Origin of the sequence: Paenibacillus sp. JJ-223 (assembly GCF_927798175.1) — a bacterium.
Taxonomy (GTDB): domain Bacteria; phylum Bacillota; class Bacilli; order Paenibacillales; family Paenibacillaceae; genus Paenibacillus; species Paenibacillus hubeiensis.
This window is the reverse complement of record NZ_CAKMMP010000006.1, coordinates 113,945-137,367: the sequence shown is the minus strand read 5'-3', so window position 1 is coordinate 137,367 and position 23,423 is coordinate 113,945. Positions and strand designations below refer to the sequence as shown.

Genomic DNA, 23,423 nt, shown 5'->3' with positions numbered 1-23,423 from the left:
ATCTCCCTTTCTCAAGTGAATCGGATGGTAACGATTGCGTCATCATCATGCGTTTTTCCTTGAGATTAGGTTGGAAATAAATCGAAATTTTATGCAAAAAAAGAAAGGACCGCCAGCGGCGATCCTTTTCAAACCAAACGGCCTCGCCGGATCGGAATGATCCGGCAAGGCCTGTCCAAATCACGGATTACAATTGTTCGCCGTTGGACGCGATGACGTCTTTGTACCAGTAGAAGCTTTTCTTCGGCGTTCTGCTCAGATCGCCGTTGCCGTCGTTGTCTTTGTTGACGTGAATGAATCCGTAACGCTTTTTCATCTCGCCCGTCGATGCGCTGACCAGGTCGATGCACCCCCACATCGTGTATGCGATCAGATCCACCCCGTCAGCCACCGCTTCCTTCATTTGCGTGATATGGTCGCGCAAATACCGGATGCGGTAATCGTCGTTGATGGAACCGTCCTCTTCCACAACGTCCACGGCTCCCAGGCCGTTTTCCACAACCATGAGTGGAATTTGGTAGCGGTCATAGAGATGGTTCAGCGTATATCTCAATCCTTGCGGATCGATCTGCCAGCCCCAATCGGACGCTTCCAGATACGGGTTTTTGACGCCGCCGAGCAAGTTTCCTCCGACTTTTTCCACCGATGGATCAGCACTTTCCACGAGGGACATGTAATAACTGAAGGAATAGAAGTCTACGCAGCCTTCTTTCAGCGTTTGCTCGTCCTCCGGCTGCATCTCGATCTGGATGCCTTGTTCCGCGAAGAAACGTTTGGCAAAGCCGGGATACGCTCCGCGGACTTGCACGTCTCCGCAGATCATGTTGGAGATTTGGTCTTTTTTCTGTGCAAGCAAAATATCATCCGGGTTGCACGTGTTCGGGTAGGTCGTCATAAACGCGACCATGCAGCCGATTTTGAAGTCAGGGTTGATCTCATGGCCCAGTTTCACCGCTTTGGCGCTCGCCACGAACTGATGGTGCAATGCCTGAAAACGAGTCTGCGGATCGTCGATGCCGTCCGTCAGCGTCGTTTTGCCGTCGAACAGGATGCCCGCGGCCATGTACGCGCCCATCGGCATCGTCAGGCAGTTGATTTCATTAAATGTCAGCCAGTATTTGACCTGGTCTTTGTACCGGTTGAAGATCGTGTCGCAATAGCGAAGATAGCAATCAATGACTTCACGGGAAGCCCAGCCGTTATATTTTTGAGTCAGCCCAAATGGCGTTTCGTAATGAGAGATCGTAACCAATGGTTCGATGTTGTATTTTTTCAGCTCGGCAAAAACGTTGTCGTAAAATTTCAGGCCCTCTTCATTAGGCTCCAGGTCGTAACCGTTCGGATAAATCCGGGACCAGTTGATGGACATGCGGAACATTTTGAAGCCCATCTCGGCCATCATCGCGATATCTTCTTTGTAATGGCCGTAGAAATCAACGGCCTCGTGGCTCGGATAATACGTCCCTTCTTCCAGGACAGGCGTAATGCGACGCGGCGTCGTGTGCGTACCCCCGGTCATCATGTCGGACGTGCTTGGTCCTTTGCCGCCCTGATTCCATCCGCCTTCAAACTGGTTGGCCGCCGTAGCGCCGCCCCAAAAGAATCCGTCTTTCATCTTCATCTCTGCATCCTCCTTCATGTCTGGTCAAGCCTTCAACACAAGTGTACCACTCATACCCTGACAACGTTTGTCATGGTATAATCATGATATGGAACATAATCGATTATTCAAAATGTTGCTGCTTCTGCTGGAAAAAAAGAAAACGACCGCCCCGGAGCTTGCGCGCCTGTTCGAAATATCGGTGCGCACCGTCTACCGGGATATTGACCGTTTGAGCGCCGCTGGCATTCCGGTTTATACGACGACCGGCAAACATGGCGGCATTCATTTGATGGACCACTATGTCATGGACAAATCGCTGCTCAGCGAGGACGAGCAAAATGAAATTTTGCTCGGTTTATACAGCGTCAGTGCCATTCCCCACCTGAATGGCGCCCGGATGCTGCAAAGGCTGACGGCGCTGTTCGACCACAAGCTGGACTGGATCGAATTCGAGCATTCGCCGTGGGGCAGCATTCCTGATAAAGAAATGGAGCTGTTCAATCAGGTGAAGCAGGCGATATTTGCGCGCCAACCGATTTCATTCCATTACGTGGATTCCAATGGCGAGGCAAGCATGCAAACGGCTCAGCCCGTAAAACTCGTATTCAAAAACAACACCTGGTACTTCAAAGGATTGAAGCAGCTTGAAAGCGGCACGGCCGTCGTCGAAACCTTCAAAATCAAACGGATCAGCCAGCTGCGGTTTGTCCCCGGCCTGCCTGTCCTTGATCCATTCGCTTTACCGACGGATGAAGCCATGCAAACGCCGGAGGAACTGGTCCGGATCGAGTTGCTTTTTTCGGATATTGTGGCGTACAGAGTACATGATTTCTTTGATCCGGTGTCGATCCACCCTGAACAAGACGGTACGCTGCGGGTAGTCATGCACCTGGACGAGGGCGAACGGCTGTATTCCTTTCTGATGTCCTTCGGTGCCGAAGTCACGGTCGTAGAACCAGCGAGAGTCAGGGGAGAATTGTTGAGGCGGCATCGGCGGGCCGTTCAACATTTACTGGAAGAAAGTGGCGTGGAGGGTAAGGAGGAGTGATATAATGGAACCAGCGTTGTCTTTTTTCGAATTATACCTATCTCTTGCCAAGGAGGCTTGTCCATGATCCAACACATCCGACGCAACAATGTTGAACGCTTCAAAGGATTTGGCACGCTGTACGACCAAAATCGGCCTTCCGCCCCGACGGAAGTGGTCGAAATCCTGACCGCCTATCTGGGCGGGCAGCCGCGGCTTGTCGCTGACGTTGGCTGCGGCACCGGATTGTCCTCGTGGGTTTGGCTGGACCACGCCGAGCGCATCATCGGTATCGAGCCGAGCGACGACATGCGCGCCGTTGCGGAAGCCAAATGGGAAGCTGCGGGCAAGCCGGACAATCTGAGGTTTGTTTCCGGCATGTCCCACGAGCTCGGGCTTCCGGATGGAAGCGTGGACGTGCTGACATGTTCCCAGTCCTTCCACTGGATGGAGCCCGTGACCACCCTGCGGGAATTCGCGCGTGTGCTGCGCCCCGGGGGCATTTTCGCCGCCTATGACTGCGATTGGCCGCCCGTGCTGGACTGGTCGTTGGAAACGGCCTATCAACGTCTGATCGCACAGGCCGATGATTTGGCATTCACGCTATCGGAATCGGATCACCAGGCCCACAAATGGAGTAAAGAAGGGCATTTGGAGCAGATTCAAAAGTCGGGACTCTTTCGTTATGTCCGGGAAATCGTGTTTCATCATCACGAGACCTTCACGGCCGAACGTTTCGTTAATCTCGCGCTTAGCCAAGGCGGACTGCAAACCGCATTGAAACTAGGAGCGGAAGAGCTGAACGGTTTGGCAGATGCGTTCAGGCAGCAAGCCGAAGACGTGTTTGCGGGTCAGACCCGGACCGCTCTATTCTCCTATCGCATGCGTTTGGGAGTCGTTTGATCGTTGGCACGGAAGAATGATGTACGCACCAAAGGAGAGTGATCAGACTTGCACGTTAAGACGTATGAAGATTGGATAGGCCAATGGCTGGACGCCCATTTCGATACGCCACATCGGGAAATGGTCATGTCCTATCCCGCCAAAACGGATGCTGAAGACTACGGCGTGCCGCAAGCGATGCAAGATGGCAAGGTCGACGAAGAAGGTTGGGTGCGCTGGAAAATGGTCGCCTCCACGGTCACGGCAGAGCAAGTAAGGGAGATGGAGCGTACTTACCGCCTCGCCGCTCCCGTTCCTCCGCTGTATCTGGCTTATCTCACTACACGTTTCGTGTTGAACGTAAATCTTCGATACGATGACTTCATCGTTACTTTGCCGGACCTGCCCTCCGATCATGCTTTACGCGACGTACGGACGATGTGGATGAACTGGGAGCAGCTCATTCAGCATGGATATATTCCGATTGCCACGTATGAAGATGGTGCAAGTCCCGTTTGCTGCGATACGCAGAACCCCCTTCCGGATGGGGATTATGATATTGTCTGGTTTGATCACGAGGAATTCGTAACCGAAGATGCCGGAAGCCGCGCACGCTTGGAAGCAATGGCAAAGCCGCTGTTTCCGTCATTCCGGGACATGCTTCTCTCCGCCAAAGGAAGTCCCGCATCGCTGAAATGATGAATTACAAACAGCCGTTCCTTGGAGAGCGGCTGTTTCAATTTTTCCCCTCAGGAAGAGAACATGCGGCTTAATTGGTCTTCCTGTGCGTTTAATGCAAACACTACCTTGGAAGGGTCCTGCGGCGAGTACATGACCTGAATGATGTGTCCCTGCTGCACCTGCGGCAGCGCGGAGGACATGATTTCCTTTTGCGTCGTGACGGTAAACGTTTCTCCACTGCTCTTCGTTATGCTTAGCGTGATCTGGAGTTTGATCTTGCCGGATGTAATGCTACCCAGCGGAGTTACGTCCATAATTTTGGCCATTGCCTTCTCCCCGGTGCGCGCAATCTCCATCATTTCCGGCGATACGCCCTGCTGCACCATCTTCTCGTTTAACAGTTCCTGCAAATCGTCCTGCGACAGCCGTCCCTTCAGGTCCAACCCCACCTTCCGCTCATCCTTCTCAGAGACGATCAATGGCACGAAGCTTCCCGGCTGGAATTGGGCCAATGACGTGAGCGGAACGATCGTGCGCAGCTCGGCATCATACTTCTCCCGTCCTTTGCGGGAGACGGTAAGCCGGAGCCTGACCTCCGGCTGTTCATTCACGTAGGTGCCTGTCTGCTGAATGGCGTTAATGATGCCGACCGCAGGGAGCCCCGATTTGATGCGGCGCGTCCCTAAAAACATGCTCAGCAACGACGGAATGAAAATCAGGCCAAACCCCGCATAAATCGCTGGCTTATACCACCAAGCGTCCATAATCAGGAACGGATCATCCCATAGATGTCGAGCCAGAAAAGGGGAGAAACCTACGCCGAATACAAGCAAAATACCGATTAGTCTAAAAAACGATAGCACGTTATCACCTCTTAAAATCAATTCAATTCGTTGTTATATGAATTTATTGATGAATCCACTGCCTCATGCTCATTCCGTGGCCATCAGCCCGATATCCATCCCATGTAGATCAGTTCTGCCGGGTTTGCGGGATTTTTTCCTAAACCTACCCGGTCGCCAGCTCTGGGAATCTGCATTTTGGACACCAGCGTCTCCAGCGTTCGCCGATACCTGCTGCCATCCGTCTCGGTCACGTCAAGAACAAGCACAACGATGGGATCGAAGTTGATCAGCTTGCCCGTATCGGTAACGCTCACCACCGTCGCCGTTGCTGCCATGGGCAGCGAACCGCTTGCCGCCAATTGTGCCTGTCTGGCCGAATCGAGGCTCTGATTGATCGCGTTGCGATGCTGCTTCGGCACCATCCCTTTCATCAGCATGCCCGTCAATCCTTTGTTCATCAATGTATCGGCCTTTGCGATCGCATCTTCCTGTTTGTTTTTTCGTCCGAACCATCCCATCATGATCAACCCCTCGTTTGGTTTGTTCTATATAAACCACACTAATCAGTCACACAAGGCACTGCGAGTGCAGTACCATCTTCCGATCGCTGTTATCCCCAGATTTTTTGATTCCCTTATTTCAAGGGGAAAATCCGTTGATCAGTCTATGCTTCCGATGCAGCTTTCTTTCAGAAAGCTTTTAGGCGACCGCTTTGCTTCTCCAGATTGGTTCTGCCTCTACGTAAGGTTTGAATGTTTTTTGCGGTTTATATAGGTTATAGTTTCATTATAAACACGCCATCCCCTGATTGGATACGGGTTCGGAAGCATACAAAAAAACCGGAAAGATCGGCCGTTTAAATCTCCGATTTCCCGGTTTTGCATACCCTCAAGGGTCGTTTCTGCAAAAAAACGATAGCTTTACCACAATCTAATGACTGTTTTAGGGAAATGTTTTGCGGTATGGAGCTTATTTTTTTCGCAGCCAATATACGAGCTTGCGATAATACGTCGCCGCCTCCTTGTACCGCCGCAGCTCCTCGTTTACGACGGCCAACCCCTCATACAGCCGCTCGAGCCGCAGCGCATGCTGCACCGACTCAAAATACGGCAGGCAGGCCAGCGCTTTCGCAAGAAACGGCTCCCGTTCGCCGTGAGCAAGCGCCAGCTGGCTCTGATAAAACGTGGCAGCCATCTGTTGATCCTGCGTGATTGCGCATTTTTGCAGCCGGTCCACGCTATGGGCCAGCATGCCCCAGTTTTTGCGGGCCAGGGCTACCTCACAGCGATATATCCAGAGCAGCGGCGCCATCGCCTGCCGGGTCTCCTCCGGTTCCCGTCCGAGCAGTGCTTCGAATCGGTCGATCTCGTCCTGGGCCTGATCCAGCTCGCCCGTCATCGTCAGCATGACGATCCGGTTGTTGGCGATCGCCGTCACGAGATCGCCCTGATTCGCCGCGTAGACGAGATTGGCTTCCGCCATCGACAGCGCCGAGAGCGCTTCTTGCGCGAGCCCCATTGCGAAACAATACCCGCTATATGCTACGTACAGTCCAGACAAGCGGTGAAACAGCCGCCGATCGTACACCTGCCGCATGGTCAGCTCAAACGTCTGTTTAGCCTCCTCATACTGCTTGACCTGAATATAAGCTTCCATTTTGATGTTCTGCACCGACAGCCAGAACTCGCTGCCAGGTGCCACAAGGTCGCCAAGGCGCGTGGCATGCGTCAATACGTCGGTAAAAGCATGCTTGGAGCGATAATACTGCACTTTGTAATATAAAAGCGCTTTGGACAGCGGGGCGGGAAGGTCCACGTCGTCGGGCCGTCCGTATTTCTCAAGGTAAAAGTTCAAATAGGATGTATGGATGTATTCATGGGCATCCGCATCGTTCAGTTGCTGATAATAGACCGCCTTCATCAGTGCGGTGGTCAGCTCCACGACTAGTGCATCGTCCCTGTCGTCCAGCGCATGCACTGTTTCCTCTGCAAGCATCGATGCCGGAACCGACAACTGTTCAAAGACGGCTTCGGCCCGGGCCAGCGTGCCTTCATCCTGTGCCCCGGCTTGCAGTACATAGGACGGCGGAACGCCAAGCCGCACTGCAATGGCTTCCGCCAAATCTTCGGGCAGCGGGTAGCGCTGCGCAAGAATATTCGCGAAATGGGCCTGCGTCACCAGCCCTTCCACCAGATCTTTGCGCGAAATGCCTTTTCGTTTGCTTAGAAATTCAATCCGTTCTTTTAGCATGACAGCATTCCTTTCCAACCAACTCGGGGGTCGTCCCTCTAGTTGTTATCATCCCAAATTCGCAAACCGAATGCCAGCATTCGGGCAAAATCATTCCAAACGGTTTCCGTTTCGGGCCTAATTGTTTTACAATGGAAAGGTATGTACACATGAGCTGAACATGAAAGGATGCTAATCATGATCATTAAACCAAGAACGCGTGGTTTTATTTGCACAACTTCCCATCCGGTCGGCAGCGCCGCCCAAGTACGGGAGCAGATCGAATACGTGAAGTCCCAGCCGAAGCTGAACGGGCCGCGCAACGTGCTTGTCATCGGTGCCTCCACCGGCTACGGACTGGCTTCGCGCATCGTCGCCGCATTTGGCGCGGGAGCGAACACGATCGGCATCTATCGCCCGAGCACGTCCACCGACAAACGCACCGCTTCCGCAGGCTGGTATAATTCCGCTGCATTCGAGCGCGCGGCCGAAGAAGCCGGACTGAAATCGTACAGCCTTACAGGCGATGCATTCGCCAACGAAACAAGAGAACGCGCCGTTGAATTGATCCGCAGCGAGCTGGGCCAAGTCGACCTCGTCGTATACAGCGTCGCTTCGGCACGCCGTACCGATCCGAATACCGGCGAAGTATTCAACTCCGTGTTGAAACCAATTGGTCCGTCCTATACCAACAAAACCGTCAACTTCCATACAGGGGAAGTCAGTGAGGTAACACTGGAATCTGCGACGGAAGAAGACATTCGCCAAACGGTAAAAGTCATGGGCGGCGAAGACTGGCAGCTGTGGATCGATGCCTTGCAGGAAGGCGGCGTGCTTGCCGACAACGCAACCACCATCGCGTTCTCTTATATCGGTCCGGAACTGACGCATGCTATTTACCGCGAAGGAACGATTGGCCAAGCGAAGGATCATCTCGAAGCGACGGCACGCCAATTGAACGAACGTCTTGGCGCAACCGGAGGCCGGGCGTACGTGACTGTGGCCAAAGCGCTTGTGACCCAATCCAGTTCCGCCATTCCGGTGGTGCCGCTTTACATTTCTGCGCTCTATAAAGTGATGAAAGAAAAAGGACTGCATGAAGGCTGTATCGAGCAGCTGCAGCGTCTGTTCGCAGACCGTTTGTATGCAGGCGGCGAAGTGCCAACCGATGCGGAAGGACGTATTCGCATCGACGATTGGGAGATGCGCGAGGACGTTCAGCAAGAGGTTGCCGACATCTGGAACCGCATCACGACCGACAACATCTATGAGCTGTCCGATCTGGAAGGGTACCGTAAAGAGTTTTTCCAACTGTTCGGCTTCGAAACCGAAGGCGTCGATTACGATGCAGACGTCGATCCAAACGTCGAAGTGCTGCATCAGCGCTAAGCCGACATCCTTAAATGACAAAGAGACAGTCCAGCACCAATGTATGGCGTGTGGACTGTCTTTTTGTCATTTTGCTCGGGCATAATCCTTATATACTCGGCCGCACTATGCGATTCATTTTAGCAGCCCATCTCACGTTTCAAAGCGTTTTGAGCTTGCGAAACAACCTGCTCAATCCCTTCGGGTCCGTCTTGCGGACCGTGATGGAACGTGCACCGTGCATGCCGGCGAACAGCGCCAGCCCTTCCTTGAAATCATCCAGCCACTCGTCTGCCGCGGGCGCGCCTGCTTCAATATGCAGCAGCTGAATCGCAAGCTCGCCCGTTTTCCGGTCCAATCGAGGGTCCATGCGCCCAATCAGCCGATCGCCATGAAGAATGGGCATGGCATAATATCCGTACGTCCGTTTCGACTCGGGCGTATAAATTTCCCATTTGTAATGAAAATCAAAAAGATCGACGATGCGCTCTCTTCTCCACAACAAATTGTCCAGCGGCGGCAAAAAACGGACCGGACCGACCGGTTCATAGTGCGCTTCCTCCCGCTGCATCTCGCGCAGCAACGGTTCGTCCTCGGCTCGAATATAATACGGCGCGGCGACTTCCTCCACCTGCAGCGGGATCAATCTCCCGTCCCGCACCCTGGCAGCAAGTTCGGACCGACGCTCGGCCGCCGTTCGCGGAAACCAGCCGAGCCGAGGGTCTCGTCCATCGATGACGCGATAAGCATGGGCATACTTGTCCATCAGCGCCTGCTTTTGCTTTTCCGCATCCCATGTTTCGCCGAACTGCAATCCTTGCTGTTCCAGATGCGCCTCCGTAATCGCAAAATAACGTTCAGTTCCTTGTCTGGCTACAACGCGAATCGCGGCGGAATCCCGCAGCAGGTTAATCGCCAATGACGTATCTTTCGTTTTGAGCATATCAGGGCTGTCCCAATATCCGCTTACCCGCCGGGTCGCCTGAAAGGCCTTCGAAGGCAGCGGTCCTTCATCTCTCAATCGCTGCAGCACGTGGTCTGCCGCTTGGCGAACGTTTTCCAGCGAAGGAGCCAGCCGCTCCCGGTATCTGGCCCGAATCGGCTCATAGGTCGAATAGTCTTCCATCGGAATAACGCAGGCGGCATTGGCAAAATATTCGAATACTTGATGTTCCTTCAACAGCCCATGCAAAATGCCAGGCGTATAACCTGCGTCACGCGCCCCCAGCACCAAATGCTGATTTCCGGCGACGGCTGCGACAGGGTCGATTTGCACGCAGCCGAGGGAACGGATCAGGTTCATAATTTCATCCGGTTGGGACTGTCGGGATGGGGTTGGCCATGGTCCCAATAAAGACTGGGTGTGGAGCAGGAGACGCCGAACCGCAGCTTTGCTTGTATGCAGCACAGTTGTCATGGGTAAAATTCGTCCTTTCCGTACTGAATATAATTCCGGCTTAGATCACTGCCGCTTTCTATCGACATTATCATACCATTCCGATCATTTGTATCCAATTCAAGGGAGATTTTCCGGAAAGCAGCGACGGCGATCAGGCAACGGATTCGGACATTTGAATATTTCTATGTAAAGGTAAGCCTCTTGGTATATAAAAAGAAGCGCCACCATCCTGGATGATCCGCTTCTTATGTTTGACTTTATTCCGTTTTTCCTGTTTGCTCGGCATCACTCTGACATGTTGGGACAAGGCTCCGTAATCCCCATTGACTCTCCGGCTTTGTTCCGGACACCAGGTTCCCGTCCGCTGTGCTTTGCGCAGTGCTTTTTGCGTTTGCGTACGCGCCATCGGTACAACACTCCCTTTGAAATTGGTATGCACCAAATATACCATGTGCTGCCTTGCAAGTGAAGGTGTCATCGCCCTGCTGCTTCGAGGAAAACCCTGGACCGCAAATGAACGCCGTACGGCAAGCATCACCGTTGACGAACCGTCCTTTTCCTGCGGGATTGCCACGTTTCGATCGGGACGTCGTCGTCGTCTTCAATAAGTTCCATGGCCTCATCGATCCGCCTTGATTTGAATAAAACAATCAATTCATCCAAATCCTCCCGATCCAGCAGCTTCACCCCGTTGACCGCAGCCAATGTGCGGCAAGCCTCGGTATAACGCGCTGACGTCAGCACGATCGACCGATCCGCCTCGTAATAGCGCATGGACGCATAGATTTCCTGCACGGCGCTAAGACCCACCGGATGGTTGGCACCGTACCGCTTGGCCTGGACCACGCTGCGACGGCCTTGCCTGTCCACAAATACCAGATCTGCGCCGAAATCCCGGCTGCTCGTCGTTTTATGCACTTCTCCGTAGCCCATCTGTTGGAACAGATGAAACAGGTACAGCTCGAATTCGGAACCATCCTCCATTTTATCGATATCGCGCATCGTGATCTTCCGCGGGTTGGCTTCCCGCCGTATGCGCCGTCCCCGTTGCATTCGCCGACGTATGACCCATGCCAGCAGAAGCAAAAAAACGATGCAGCCTACCAGCAGCATACTTGCCTGATCGTTCCCATTCATCAGATTTTCTCCTTGTCCGTTTCAGCCCGGCTGCAGTCCAACCACGCCTTCTCATCCGATTAATATATCAAACTTTCGTCCTGGCAGAAAGAAAATGAATGCCTTGTAACCACGAAAAACGACGATAATTCTCCAAACAACGACAATTTATTCCCGTTTCTCTACAAAAGGTTACAATCATCCCGTTGAACTCATGCAACTCGAAATGGTAGAATTCAACAGTTACATGTATTTCGATAACTGAAAGGTGGTCTATCTCTTGCATCATTCCCACAAAAGAAACACCAAAGCTTTGACGGCCTTGCTGCTCGGCAGCGCCCTGTTCTTCGGCATTACCGGAGCCGGTTCCGCTGAAGCGTTAACGAAGCCTTCGTGGACGTCCCCTTCCGTGGTGTTGTCCGAAGCCAACACGGAAGAACAGGTTTCGATCAAGGAGCTTCATGCCGTTCCCACCAAAAATCTCGTTTATGTGCATACGTCTCAGCCCGTGACCAAAACGAGCAGCAATACAACCCTGGATTGGCAGCTTGACTCTCTTCAAGCCTATGATGCCACGAGCGGGCAGCTGAAATGGAGCACCATTTTTCATGAAAAAAGCGGGCCTTACACGATCTCGTCCAAATCCCTGTACAGCAGCACCGGCACGGCATACGTCTACATGGCATACTCCGATGGAACCAAGAAAGTGTATTCGTATAATACATCCGGCAAAACCAATTGGGTGAAGAACGTTCAGGCTCCTTCCGAGATCTACCTGCTTGACAACGACACGCTCCTGGTCAGCTCAAGCCAAGGCGTTCAAACGAACGGGACCGTTCGCTCCACCCTCTCCCTGTATGATCGAAAAGGGACGTTGACCGGCAGCAAAACGATCAACGGTGCAGTGCTGCAAGCAGGCAACCATCGAGTCGTCGTAGATGCCAGCAAACAAACCAAAGTCGGCGGTTATTGGCAGCGTGCAGCGAATCCGAAGGTCGAAATTTATGATCAAACGCTGAATCGCCTGTCCTTCTACCAGTTCCCGAGCAATGCCAACACGATTGGAGACGGCGGAGGCGAATCCCTTGCCGTACTCGAGGACGGCTCTGTCATTATGCGTGCCAATTTCGCCAATACGGGCAACAAGCTGATGGGCTTCGGTACCGACGGCAAATTGGCATGGGGACGCAGCATTGCAGGCAACGCCTACATCCAAACGTCTGGCAAGGGTTATACCCTGCTGACCGGACAGAAGCTGGAGCTTTACACAATGAAAGGTAAAGTTACGGAACGTATTTTCAAAGATGAGCAGCCTGTTCTAATGCAGATGGTTCGCACACAGGATGGCATGTACCGACTTGATTTTGCCAAAACGGGATATATCCTCGATCCGGAAACGCTGAAAACCGTGCATACCTATACAAGCTCTACATCACCGTTGTTCGAAAATGCAGCAACGTACATCGATAACGTGTTTTATGCGATCCGTCAGGATGCGCTGAACAAATACGTGATCCCGTCCGCTTCGTCGGGCAAATAAACTTTAGAGCGCTGTTTTCCTTCTAAATAAACCGTAGAAAACATCCACACGTTAACGGAGATGGTACTGCGCTCGCAGTGGCCTAGTGGGATTTATTATTGCGGTTTATATTATAAAAGGGGACGGCGCTCTTTCATTTGCAACTTTCCTTTTTGGCAATGCATCGGAACCGATGTTATAATGGACAAGGTCGAATCGCTTGACTTATGCGTTAGACTGAGTCGTTGTATTGACGCCATCTTCATTGAAACTCACTTCCGCACAAGTAAGGAGCGCAGCGATCCCATGATTATTCAATTCATTCGATATCGATAACTAGGGGCATAACCTTGAACCTCGCTTTTTTTTGAATGATTGCGAAGGTTTATTTGTTATGCCCTTTTCTTCAGTTATCAAATCTGAATGAATGGGGTGCTCGTCCATATGTCCATCCAACGAAGAGAACGCAGCGCAGCCTTGCTGCGTCCATATATCCACATGCTTCATTGTCCTTTATGCCATCATGAACTGGCTGCGGTTAATGCCGACTCCGTGCTATGCACCGCAAACCATACCTTTGACTACGCCAGACAAGGGTATATCAATGTTCTGACCCGCCCGTTCAACGGCCGGTATGACAAAAGACTCTTCGCCGCAAAAAGGGAAGTATGGTCCCGCACGGGTCTCTATGCTCCTTTGGTTGCCGTGCTTCGGGAGCAGCTTACGGAACACGCTCTCCGGCAGCGCGAGCCCATCCATGTTCTGGATGCCGGCGCAGGCGAAGGATCGCTTCTTCAACAGGTGACTCAACATCTGCCCGCCGTAGGCTGGGGTATGGATATCGCGAAAGAAGGCATCGCCATGGCCTCTTCGGCCTACGACAGCCAAATCTGGATGGTGGGGGACCTGGCCTGCAGTCCGTTTGCGGACCAACGGCTGGATGCTGTAATCAACATTCTGTCCCCTTCCAATTACGAGGAATTCATGCGAATCCTTCAACCGGGCGGCAGGCTCATCAAAGTTGTGCCGCGAAAGCTTTATCTAACGGAATTAAGGGAACGGCTGCATTCAGGCCGCATAGAGCGAAGCAATCCAGAACATCTGTCGCTTGAGCGCTTCAAAGAGCATTTTAAGCTCACAAGCCGAATTCCACTTACGTATACGCTTCAAGTAGACGAAGCCGTACGCGCTGCGCTCGTGCACATGACTCCGCTATCATGGCATAGCTCGGATGACCAGCTGCAGCAAGCAAGCCACACCCTCTCGCAGATCACCATTGATGTAGAGATCTGGACAGGAGCAAAATAAACAAAAGCCGGGAGCGCTCCAGCAGGAGCCTCCCGGCTTTGTTGCTTTGCAATCAAGAAGTCAGCCTCGGTCAGCCTCCTTACTTCCAGTTGCGTTCTATGAATTCATCCCGTCCGGACATGGCCCGATCTTCCTTGTAATGTTTCTCGTTTTTTTTGTGATAATCCTGATGGTAGTCCTCCGCCGGATAAAATACGGACGCGTCGCGAATCTCGGTCACGATCGGTTGGCTGAAGCGTCCGCTTGCCGCAAGCTCCCGCTTCGAACGTTCTGCCGATTCGCGCTGTCGCTCGTTATGCACAAAAATGGCTGTGCGGTACTGGGAACCCCGATCCTGGAATTGTCCGCCATCATCGGTCGGATCAATTTGCGGCCAGTACAATTCCAATAACCGCTCATACGGGAACACCTCCGGATCAAACGTAATTTCCACAACCTCCAAATGTCCGGTTTCCCCTGTTTTGACCTGTTCATATGTCGGATGATCGACGTGACCGCCGGTATAGCCTGATATGATGCCATGAATGCCCGGCTGTTCTTCAAACGGCGTCACCATGCACCAGAAGCACCCGCCGGCAAATGTCGCCTTTTCCATGCTGTTCATCTCCCCTATTTCCATAACACACTTGATTTTCGTAAATATAAGTTTCGCCATCCCGGGTCAAAAATACAGGATTGGCCTCAATCTAACGATAACAGACTTCTCCCCGGTCTGCCAGCGTCACACAACAAAAGAAGGTTAAACGCGGCCGCTTGAAGCGGCCTCGCTTAACCTTCTTCATTCCGAGTCAATCGTCATGCAAGTGCATGCTCTTCAAGCCCGGACTCAACATTCTAACGACAGATTATCCCCGACTGCGGCCCATGGAGCGGAAAATCAGGCTCACGATCGCCACCAGCACAATGGCCCCGATCAATGCCGGAACAATGTAAAATCCGCCCATCTCAGGACCCATGTCCCCGAGAATGACTCCACCGAGCCAGCCGCCGATAAACCCGGCTACAATGTTTCCGATGACGCCGCCAGGAATGTCACGGCCTACGATCAAACCTGCCAACCATCCAATGATACCACCTACGATTAATGACCATAACCAACCCATGTCATTCACCTCAATTACAAGTTATTGTTGTGTCTGTCTACTATTAACCGTTGAGCCGAATTTTAAACACCCCCACCCCAAAAGATGGTCAGCGTTCTGCCGGATTCATGTAAACAGCATTAGTATAACCTGGATAGGCAAATTTGTTGCATCATGGCCCGTTCCCGCTTTGAAACTTAGAAAAAGCCTACCCGACCCTGGCCCGGCTGCTCCATCCAGTTGTGCTTATGGCTCTTGTCCAGTTCGCCGCGCATACCCTGAATGAGCTTTCCGATGTCCACCTGTCCATGCTGATGCCATTCCAGCGCGGCGCTGACGTACAGTTCCCCGAGTTGGGCCAGCGAAAATGTTTCGGTACGTCTCGCCGCTTCCAGCGTGCCCTCCTCGTCCGCAAAGGCGTCGAATCCGCGCTGCCGCAAATATTGCAGCCGCAGCGCTTCGTCGGGCATTGGAATTTCGTAAGCCCTGTCGAACCGACCAGCACGGTTCATGAGGCCCGGATCTATTTTTTCAGGATAATTCGTCGTTCCGATCAGAAAGATGCCTTCCTTCGACGTGGCCCCGTCCAACGTGTTCAGGAAGAACGAGCGCACCTCGGCAGGCATCGAATCGATGTCTTCGATGATCAGTACCATCGGCGCGAGCCGCTTGGCGGCATCGAATACTTCGCGCACGGACTCGCTGGTCGTGTATTCCGTAATCTGCCAGTACGCTGCCGGGCCTGGAATGCTGGCCGCAATCGATTTGACCAGGGTTGTTTTCCCATTCCCGGGATGGCCATAGAGCAAGATGCCCCGTTTGTACGGAATGTCATATTTGCGGTAAAAGGTGCGGTCCGCCTCGAAGAACTGGTCCAGCGAGCGGAAAATTTCCTGTTTGATCTCCTCGGACAATACAACCTCCTCCCGCGTTACGGAACGCGTAATGGACTCGGTCTGCCGATGGATGCCGCTTCGGGCATCGGTGTACACGGTCACCTTCTTCATGTTTTGCTGGCGCTCGCGCTCACGTACGCTGCCTAGAAATTGCCTCAGATGTTCTTCGCCCGCCGCAAACACAAAGTCCTCATTGTAAATGCCGTTGCTGCGGAAAAAAGGGATTCGCACAAGCGCAACGCCCCATTTCGGATAAGCGAACACATTATTGCGAATGGAATACTGCACCCCATAAGACGGCTCGTCCCCATCATCATCGTCGTAATGGAGCGTCCGCAATTCCAAATCCTCGAAAATCCGGGCGACCAGCTCCACATCCGGGCTTTCGGAACGCAGATCTTCATCAAGCAAGCTCCAATACTCGCTGTTCGGGTCATCGCTGGCATATAACTCGTAACGAATTCCGTATCGCTTGTACAATGCGGCAATGATGCCGCGGATCAGGCGAGCGTAAGTAGCATAACCTTCAATGCGGCCATCATGCTTTTCGTCAAAGGCATAGATGGATGAGATGGTGGTATTGTCTTCACTTGGCTTCAAGTTCTGTATCGTCATTTATTTGGCTCCCTTCACGGCCGCAAGCGGTTTGCACTTTGCCACGACCTGTGCCAGCCCTGCGCCGGTCACACTTTCAATAATTTCGTCCACATTTTTGTATGCTTGCGGGGATTCGTCGATGATGGATTCCAGCGAACGCTGGTTCACCACAATTTCATGCTCGGTCCCCACGCCCAGCGCCGACTCGAAATCCTGGACGGTCACGAGCCGCTTCGTTGCCGAACGCGACCGTACGCGGCCTGCCCCATGGCAAATGGAATAATAGTTGTCCGCACCCTGCGGCCGGCCCACCATAATATACGAGGCGGTCCCCATCGAACCCGGAATCAGTGCGGGGTGGCCTGTGGCCAGATAAGGTTTTGGATTATCGGGATGGCCTGCCGGCAATGCCCGCGTCGCTCCTTTGCGATGCACGAATACACTGCCCGCATCCTCATGTTTTTCTTCCCACGCATAGTTATGCATCAGATCGTACAACGTGCGAAACTCGCATTTTGGGCCAAACACTTCACGAAACGCTTCCCGGATGGAGAACGCAATCAGATGGCGGTTCACCACCGCATAATTGAGCGCGGAATACATCATGTTCACGTAATGCTTGCCCTCTGCATGTTCGAGCGGCGCAAAGACCAGCTTGGGGTCAGACGTCCCGAGCCCGTTCCGGTGCATGACTTTGGCGATGGCCGATGAACTCGTCTGGCTCACATATCCGCCCCAAGCGCGGGATCCCGAATGGATCATTACTACAATTTGGCCGTCTTTCAACCCCCATGCTTCAGCAATGTCGCGGTTTTCTTCAGCAATCTCAATCGACTGAATTTCGGCAAAATGATTTCCTCCGCCGAGCGTGCCAAGCTGACGATGCGACCGATGCCAGGTCATATCGGGCACAAGGTTCAATACCTCCTCGTCGAAAGCAAACTTGCTGCTTTCCACATGGGTCAGGGAGGTCGATTTTTTGGGCGTATAGCTGTCCGGAATGTATTTTTTCGGCAAACCGTGAAGCCCTTTGCGTACGATGTGTTCCAAACGAAGATCGGAGTAATGCCCGCGCTGGTTCGCTTCCATCGGCAATACCTTCTCAATGGCCTTGACCAACTTCCGGCGCAGTTTCACGTCTTTCAAGTCGTCCTTGTGCAAATTGGTCATATGCACCCGCATGCCGCAGCCAATGTCACTTCCCACGATGCTGGGAGAGACGTATCCGTCCTGCGCATCCCATACTGCTGTGGTGCCAATACACGTTCCTACGCCAACATGCACGTCAGGCGTGTAGCTCATGTACGAAATGCCGGGAATTTGCAAATTGTTGTTGGCCATCTCGAACACCTTATAGTCCAGCGATGAAAAAAGCTGTTGTGCCGCATATACCGTCAGATTGCCTGCAGGCAGGTTTACCTCATGCCGGTAAGCTTTCATCGTATGGTCCGAAGATAACATATTCATATTCGTTTTATTCGTATTATTCATAAACGTTGTACAAACCCTTTCCGTTGTTTCAACATGCAGCTTCATTGGATATCCGCAGTCATGTTAAAACCTTTTGATCATGATTTTCATGTAAATCGTTCATATCGCCCGTTAACGTCCATTGGATTAAAAACACAAAAAAACCATGGACAAATTGCCCATGGCTTCTTGAAGTACATCGATGAATGACAAGGACGGCATTTGGCATGCCGCTGTCAATGATTCATCATGATATAGGTTATGTGAGGCACACCGAAACGGCCAGGAAATAACGCTCCCTGATTCCAAACGATATGCCGCCATTCCTATGTCGCCCGTAAGAGGCCAAAGAGACAATGAGCAGGATATGAAATTGTAAACGTGCTGCGTTGTGCCTGGGTGAAATCATAACCCACCATCATGTCCTTCAGCCTCCCTTCATGAATTGTTATAAACCATATTAAGCTGGTGCCTTTCAGATTGTCAACCCTTTTCTTGGAAAAAGAAAAAACAGGAGTTCTTCCGAACTCCTGCCTCATGCCGATTGGAAATCGTGCATGTCATGCTGCGGCTAACATTTTGCGTCACAAGCCCGCTTGTTTTTCGACCTCGCCGACCGGGTTCTCGTCTTCCTTCTCCGGAACTTTGGAAGACATGAACCAACCGAACAAAGCGATGGCGATCAACACGACGTAAAACCCGAATTTCCAGATTTTATTTTCCGGAAAATGTTCATCCAACACGCCGAGAGACGGATGAGCCAACGTAATTACGGCCAGCTTGACCCCTACCCAGCCAACGATGACAAACGCGGCCACTTCCAGTCCGGGACGGGAATGAAGCAATTTGACAAAGAACGAAGCAGCAAAACGCATAATGACAAGACCGATAAACCCGCCAAGGAAGATCACGATGAACTGGCCTCCGTCCAAACCTCCGATATTGGGCAGCCCACTTGGTGGCAAGGCTACGGCCAGCGCGACAGCCGCCAGGATGGAATCAACGGCAAAAGCGATATCCGCGACCTCGACCTTAAACACGGTCATCCAGAAACCGGATTGTTTTTTGGGCTTTTTAGGAGCTTCTTCTGCCGCTTCATCGGTTTTATTGCGGCCGCTCATTATTTTTTTCACGATATGGTTAATAGAAATGTACAGCAGATACAATGCACCGATGGCCTGAACCTGCCACACGTCAACGAGGAACGAAATCAGGAACAATGAGCCCAGACGGAAAATGAAGGCGCCGAGCAAACCGTAAAACAACGCTTTTTTGCGCTTTTCCTCAGGCAAATGCTTAACCATGATTGCCAGGACCAAGGCATTATCCGCTGCCAGAAGTCCTTCCAATACAACGAGTACAATTAATACCCAACCATACTCCAACAATAATGACAAATCCAAAATGACTCCTCCTTAGGTTCTATAGGATGTACAAAAAAAAGGACCTTTACCATCGCTGGCAAAGATCCTTTTTTTTACATATAAAAAGACCTTTACCCAGCATAACAACTTGGTAAAGGTCTCGCTAACAACAAACGCTGCCAATAAAGCCGGGGATGAAATCCCGAATTGACGACTTTATTGTAAAAGCTACTCCCCTTTAACGAAGGATATGTAGTTTTCAAAGTTGAATCATTTCAATGTTTCATATAACCTGCTTTAATCATATTCATTACGACATTTGAAGTCAAGCTTTATTTGGGCAGGCCCCACGTTTTTTTTGAGAGAACGTTGAACGCGTGGAATCGGCCTCTCATTTTATTACGTACTGCGGCGCCCTTGGTTGCATGGGGTCAAAACGTCTGAAGCCGGCATATCATAGGGAGAACCTTATATTGGGAATGCGGGACAAGGAGGGACCTGCGAATGAAAATAGCGATGGTTGCACCCGAAAAGCTGCCTCTGCCCGGAAACGGATCTGTTGAAATCTGCATTCTGGCCATTGCCCGCGAACTCGCTGAACGGCACGAAGTCACCATTATTAGCCGCACGGTGCCGGGATTTCCGCAGAAAGAACAACGGCAAGGCATCACCATTCGCCGCGTTCCTGCTCCAAGCCCGGACAGTTATACCAGGGCGGTGCTCCGTGTATTGAAAAATGAAGCCTTCGACCTGATCCAGGTCGATAACCGGCCACGATCCATGGCTACCATCAAACGAAGCTTGCCCGACATTCCGGTTGTGCTTTACCTGCATTCCCTCACCTTTGCACAACCGGGGGCGTCCAGACTGGCGATGCTTCGCCAGGCGGACTTGATTGCCGTCAACAGCAGATCGCTTAAGGAGCGGCTTGGTCGCCGATTTCCTTCTTTGAAACAGCACATGCGCATCGTTCCGCTCGGAACCGATTTGAATCGATTTGCTCCTGCAAGCCGTGCCGAGAAAGAACAGCTGCGCAAACAACTAGGGGTCACCCAACCGTTTTGCGTTCTTTACGCAGGAAGACTCATACCTCGCAAAGGCGTGAACGTTCTCATTCGAGCCGTCGCCATCCTTCAGCAGAAACACCCTGTACAGCTGTTGATTGCGGGTAAAGGGCCGCCAAGTTACGTACGCAAGCTGCGGCGTTTAGCCGACAGAAAACAGGTCCAGGCAACTTTTTGCGGACAGATCGCCCATGAAAGGATGGAACGATTATATCGTGCTGCCGATTGTATCGTCTGCCCATCGCAAAAACATGAAGCATTTGGCCTCGTCAACGTTGAAGCCATGGCATCCGGATTGCCCGTCATTGCATCGGACAACGGAGGTATTCGCGAGATCATCCAGACTGGAAACGAAGGATATCTGGTGTATGCCTACGACAAACCGGAATCGTTTGCCCTGCGTCTGAATCAGCTCGCATCCAACCCTGAACTCGCCCAAAGCATGGGCCAAAAAGGAAGGATTTGCGCAGTTAGCCGATACAGTTGGTCACGTACGGCCATGCACCTGGAAGCAGCGTATACCCGGCTCATTCGCGGATAGCCGCGAATGAGCTCCTTTGAATTTTTTTCAGCATGATGTTATTGCCCTCCTGTTCTGCCCTCGTGCTTAGTGCCTTGTATCTTCCGGCCCTTGATAAACGAATCCATATGGGGAATGGGCACATGCATCATTTCAATCATCTCCAGAATGATCAGGTCCTTCATGCAGAATCGCACTCTGGCACAGGTCTGTTGGTGGAATACGTCATATACCCCGCTGCCTGTCCAGCATCCATGGGGCACTTCAAGCGAGTTGTTTACGATATAACCGACAGTGCCGATCGGCGGCATGACGACTTTAATGGCTTGACGGTCCGTGCGGTTATCCGGATCCTTGACCAAAAAGAGAGTATCTCCGACATTCAACGCTTCCGTGCCATGATACTTTTCCATTCCTTGCATGGCCACAAATAATTTGATCATCATATTGCTCCTTCTGTTGTTTATTTCTCCTGTCCGGACAGGGGATTGAACTAATGATCACCCTCATAGCTTTTCAACCATTCCATCAGTTGATTCCGGATCTCTCTGCGATATTCCCGGGGCTCGAGGACCTCTGCTTCAGGTCCGTATTGGTACAACCATTGCAGAAACTCTCGACTGCTGTTTAACGTTACCTCGAACAACAAGCTGCCATCGGGCAGATCTGTCATTCGCGGACGGACAAACATCTCTTCTTCTTTTATGTAGGGAGCTATTTTTTCGGTAAATCTCACCTTGAAATGAATATGTTCGTCGCCACGGTCGACAGACCACGTATTTTTCATATATTGAATGATATTGAAATCACTCTTGTCAAAATGCTTGTTGGTCTGCAAAACATCGAGAAAACGGCTGATTCTGAACAATCTTACCCTTTGCTGCATATGACAGTAACCGATGAGATAGAAACGCTGGTCGCGCGGAATCAAATAATAGGGATCAATATCCCTGACTGTAATTTCATTGTTCGTAAGCGTATGATACTGGGTTCGAATCGTTTGCTGATCAAGGATCGCTTCAATAATGGGGATGAGCAGATTGGGATCTTTGCCTTCTTCCCGATATGCGGGAGTACCCATGCGAATAATGCCTGCAATGTTTTCCACGATTTCACTATTTTTTGATTTTGATTTGGTGTGAGCCGAAATAACCTTGTCAAATGCCGAGTCAAATCCAGCCGGCAGCTGCGAAGTATCCACCACGGACGGAAGCATGGAAAATACCATCGCCTCCTGTTCGGTAAAGTTCAAGGGATATAAGGCAAACTCGCCTATAAAACGATAACCCTTTCCATAACCCTCATTGATAATGGGGGCCACCCTGTCCAAAATCCGCAGATCTCGATAGATCGTACGAACGGTGGTGTCGCATTTCAAAGCCAATTCCTTGGCTGAAATTCCGGGATTCGCTTGTATAGCTTGAAGTATGCGCAGCAGACGAATTAATTTCTCTGTCATGCAGTTTCTCCCCTTCGATATTTTATCGGCAAGGAAAACTAGTTCCTTTAGTACTGAAATAAATCTTTAGACCCAACATCAATTTCGCAAATTCACCCTCCAGGCATAGTCCGATTGCACTTATCCCGCTATCCCAATATACCTTCCCTTACTTGCTTGCGTAAATTTTTTGCGGAGATCTCGCGTTCCTACGCCTATTAGCCTATACGCAAAAGGGTTGAATCGACAAAAAAAGCCCCGTCTCTTGAATCAAGAAACAGGGCTTTTCGGATTTATGAATGGCTAAGCTGCAGCAGCGGGGGGAGCACGTTGATCATATGGTCACACAGCTCTGTGATATCTTCCATCTGCTCTTCATTCACGGTGCGGACAAAATGAACATCTGCTGTAATGCGGTAACCATTGGATCCCCCGTATGTATAATGAACCTCTAGCTCCACGCGCTGTCCGGGCCAACCCTCGTCCAGGATGGAACGAATCACCGGACAAGACGCTCCCGGATCCTGAACCAGCAGCTCATAGCGTAATTGTAAACGGCAGCCAGGCCGGCTGTCCGGCGTTTCCAATATTTCAGCCGCAAGATCGGAGAGCGAACTCTTAAGGATCACTTCTGCCGTCACCTGCGGCTGCCCTCTCAGGCAGCATTGAAGAACAAGTTCCCTGGACATTGCAGCCATCTCGAAGATATCCTTTCTGCCTGTAACCTGGATGATTTCGTCCAAGTTGTCAAGATCATAAAGCGCGTTCTCGAACCCCACTTTCAAATTGTCGTAAATGGTTGGATCAAACATGCCATCAAACCTCTTTCTTCATTTACTCCGTGCCCTTAGCAGAAGCTCTTGTTAGATAAAGAAGGTAACCAATAAATGTCTCCATTCCAGGGCGACATATTTTATTTTACGCAAACGATCCCAATTCGTCTCCAAATTTCCCAACTCGCCGTAATATAAAAAAACATATGTCAAACCATTGTCACATTGACGAAGCCTTTTGT

The 23,423-nt window shown here is 51.5% G+C and carries 22 protein-coding genes; 7 read left to right on the top strand and 15 right to left on the bottom strand.

Going from position 1 to position 23,423, the window contains the following annotated elements:
- Window positions 1-187: 187 nt before the first annotated feature.
- Entirely contained in the window at window positions 188-1,621 is a 1,434-nt protein-coding gene (locus L6H98_RS12760; protein WP_236415563.1) for a glycoside hydrolase family 1 protein, read from the bottom strand.
- Between the two features lie 88 nt (window positions 1,622-1,709).
- Between L6H98_RS12760 and L6H98_RS12755 the strand changes: the two genes are divergently transcribed.
- The 3 genes from L6H98_RS12755 (at window position 1,710) to L6H98_RS12745 (ending at window position 4,211) form a co-directional block, all read left to right on the top strand.
- A complete protein-coding gene (locus L6H98_RS12755) occupies window positions 1,710-2,651 on the top strand; it encodes a YafY family protein (protein ID WP_236415562.1) in 942 nt (313 codons plus the stop codon).
- Between the two features lie 63 nt (window positions 2,652-2,714).
- A complete protein-coding gene (locus L6H98_RS12750; protein WP_236415561.1) occupies window positions 2,715-3,533 on the top strand; it encodes a class I SAM-dependent methyltransferase in 819 nt (272 codons plus the stop codon).
- 48 nt (window positions 3,534-3,581) lie between these two features.
- On the top strand, window positions 3,582-4,211 hold the full coding sequence (locus L6H98_RS12745) for a hypothetical protein (protein ID WP_236415560.1): 630 nt from the start codon (window positions 3,582-3,584) through the stop codon (window positions 4,209-4,211).
- Between the two features lie 50 nt (window positions 4,212-4,261).
- On the opposite strand, the gene L6H98_RS12740 is transcribed toward L6H98_RS12745, so the two are convergent.
- From L6H98_RS12740 to L6H98_RS12730, 3 genes are all read right to left on the bottom strand, one after another.
- Window positions 4,262-5,056 carry a hypothetical protein gene (locus tag L6H98_RS12740; protein WP_236415559.1) on the bottom strand — a complete coding sequence of 265 codons (795 nt, stop codon included), beginning with the start codon at window positions 5,054-5,056 and terminating at the stop codon, window positions 4,262-4,264.
- An 83-nt stretch (window positions 5,057-5,139) separates the two neighbouring features.
- Window positions 5,140-5,559 carry a hypothetical protein gene (locus L6H98_RS12735; RefSeq protein ID WP_236415558.1) on the bottom strand — a complete coding sequence of 140 codons (420 nt, stop codon included), beginning with the start codon at window positions 5,557-5,559 and terminating at the stop codon, window positions 5,140-5,142.
- A gap of 448 nt (window positions 5,560-6,007) precedes the next feature.
- Window positions 6,008-7,288: an XRE family transcriptional regulator gene (locus tag L6H98_RS12730; protein WP_236415557.1), complete on the bottom strand. Its 1,281-nt coding sequence runs from the start codon at window positions 7,286-7,288 to the stop codon at window positions 6,008-6,010.
- Window positions 7,289-7,465: 177 nt separating this feature from the next.
- Here L6H98_RS12730 and fabV point away from each other — a divergent pair, with 177 nt between their 5' ends.
- On the top strand, window positions 7,466-8,656 hold the full coding sequence (fabV, locus tag L6H98_RS12725) for an enoyl-ACP reductase FabV (protein WP_236415556.1): 1,191 nt from the start codon (window positions 7,466-7,468) through the stop codon (window positions 8,654-8,656).
- A 139-nt stretch (window positions 8,657-8,795) separates the two neighbouring features.
- Here the strand turns inward: fabV and L6H98_RS12720 are convergent, their stop codons facing one another.
- The 3 genes from L6H98_RS12720 to L6H98_RS12710 form a co-directional block, all read right to left on the bottom strand.
- Window positions 8,796-10,052, bottom strand: a complete 1,257-nt coding sequence (locus L6H98_RS12720; RefSeq protein WP_236415555.1) for a crosslink repair DNA glycosylase YcaQ family protein — start codon at window positions 10,050-10,052, stop codon at window positions 8,796-8,798.
- Window positions 10,053-10,185: 133 nt separating this feature from the next.
- On the bottom strand, window positions 10,186-10,440 hold the full coding sequence (locus L6H98_RS12715) for a hypothetical protein (RefSeq protein ID WP_236415554.1): 255 nt from the start codon (window positions 10,438-10,440) through the stop codon (window positions 10,186-10,188).
- Between the two features lie 128 nt (window positions 10,441-10,568).
- Complete coding sequence (locus L6H98_RS12710; RefSeq protein WP_236415553.1) at window positions 10,569-11,171, bottom strand: restriction endonuclease; 603 nt, start codon at window positions 11,169-11,171, stop codon at window positions 10,569-10,571.
- A 259-nt stretch (window positions 11,172-11,430) separates the two neighbouring features.
- On the opposite strand from L6H98_RS12710, the gene L6H98_RS12705 reads away from it, so the two are divergent.
- The gene (locus L6H98_RS12705; protein WP_236415552.1) at window positions 11,431-12,690 is read left to right on the top strand and encodes a hypothetical protein; all 1,260 of its coding nucleotides are present in this window, start codon (window positions 11,431-11,433) and stop codon (window positions 12,688-12,690) included.
- 423 nt (window positions 12,691-13,113) lie between these two features.
- The gene (locus L6H98_RS12700) at window positions 13,114-13,977 is read left to right on the top strand and encodes a putative RNA methyltransferase (protein WP_236415550.1); all 864 of its coding nucleotides are present in this window, start codon (window positions 13,114-13,116) and stop codon (window positions 13,975-13,977) included.
- Window positions 13,978-14,056: 79 nt separating this feature from the next.
- Here L6H98_RS12700 and msrA read toward each other — a convergent pair whose 3' ends face one another.
- The 5 genes from msrA to L6H98_RS12675 form a co-directional block, all read right to left on the bottom strand.
- Complete coding sequence (msrA, locus tag L6H98_RS12695; protein WP_236415548.1) at window positions 14,057-14,572, bottom strand: peptide-methionine (S)-S-oxide reductase MsrA; 516 nt, start codon at window positions 14,570-14,572, stop codon at window positions 14,057-14,059.
- A 250-nt stretch (window positions 14,573-14,822) separates the two neighbouring features.
- Window positions 14,823-15,080: a GlsB/YeaQ/YmgE family stress response membrane protein gene (locus tag L6H98_RS12690; protein ID WP_236415546.1), complete on the bottom strand. Its 258-nt coding sequence runs from the start codon at window positions 15,078-15,080 to the stop codon at window positions 14,823-14,825.
- A 176-nt stretch (window positions 15,081-15,256) separates the two neighbouring features.
- Entirely contained in the window at window positions 15,257-16,570 is a 1,314-nt protein-coding gene (locus tag L6H98_RS12685; RefSeq protein WP_236415544.1) for an AAA family ATPase, read from the bottom strand.
- Window positions 16,571-18,013 (bottom strand): RtcB family protein, encoded by a 1,443-nt coding sequence (locus L6H98_RS12680; RefSeq protein ID WP_236415829.1) that lies wholly within the window; start codon window positions 18,011-18,013, stop codon window positions 16,571-16,573.
- A gap of 593 nt (window positions 18,014-18,606) precedes the next feature.
- On the bottom strand, window positions 18,607-19,425 hold the full coding sequence (locus L6H98_RS12675; protein WP_236415542.1) for a TerC family protein: 819 nt from the start codon (window positions 19,423-19,425) through the stop codon (window positions 18,607-18,609).
- A 465-nt stretch (window positions 19,426-19,890) separates the two neighbouring features.
- On the opposite strand from L6H98_RS12675, the gene L6H98_RS12670 reads away from it, so the two are divergent.
- A complete protein-coding gene (locus L6H98_RS12670; protein WP_236415540.1) occupies window positions 19,891-20,991 on the top strand; it encodes a glycosyltransferase family 4 protein in 1,101 nt (366 codons plus the stop codon).
- A 38-nt stretch (window positions 20,992-21,029) separates the two neighbouring features.
- Here L6H98_RS12670 and L6H98_RS12665 read toward each other — a convergent pair whose 3' ends face one another.
- From L6H98_RS12665 to L6H98_RS12655, 3 genes are all read right to left on the bottom strand, one after another.
- Entirely contained in the window at window positions 21,030-21,416 is a 387-nt protein-coding gene (locus tag L6H98_RS12665) for an HIRAN domain-containing protein (RefSeq protein ID WP_236415538.1), read from the bottom strand.
- Window positions 21,417-21,463: 47 nt separating this feature from the next.
- Window positions 21,464-22,429 (bottom strand): transcriptional regulator, encoded by a 966-nt coding sequence (locus tag L6H98_RS12660; protein ID WP_236415536.1) that lies wholly within the window; start codon window positions 22,427-22,429, stop codon window positions 21,464-21,466.
- 272 nt (window positions 22,430-22,701) lie between these two features.
- A complete protein-coding gene (locus L6H98_RS12655) occupies window positions 22,702-23,220 on the bottom strand; it encodes a hypothetical protein (protein WP_236415534.1) in 519 nt (172 codons plus the stop codon).
- Window positions 23,221-23,423 lie beyond the last annotated feature (203 nt).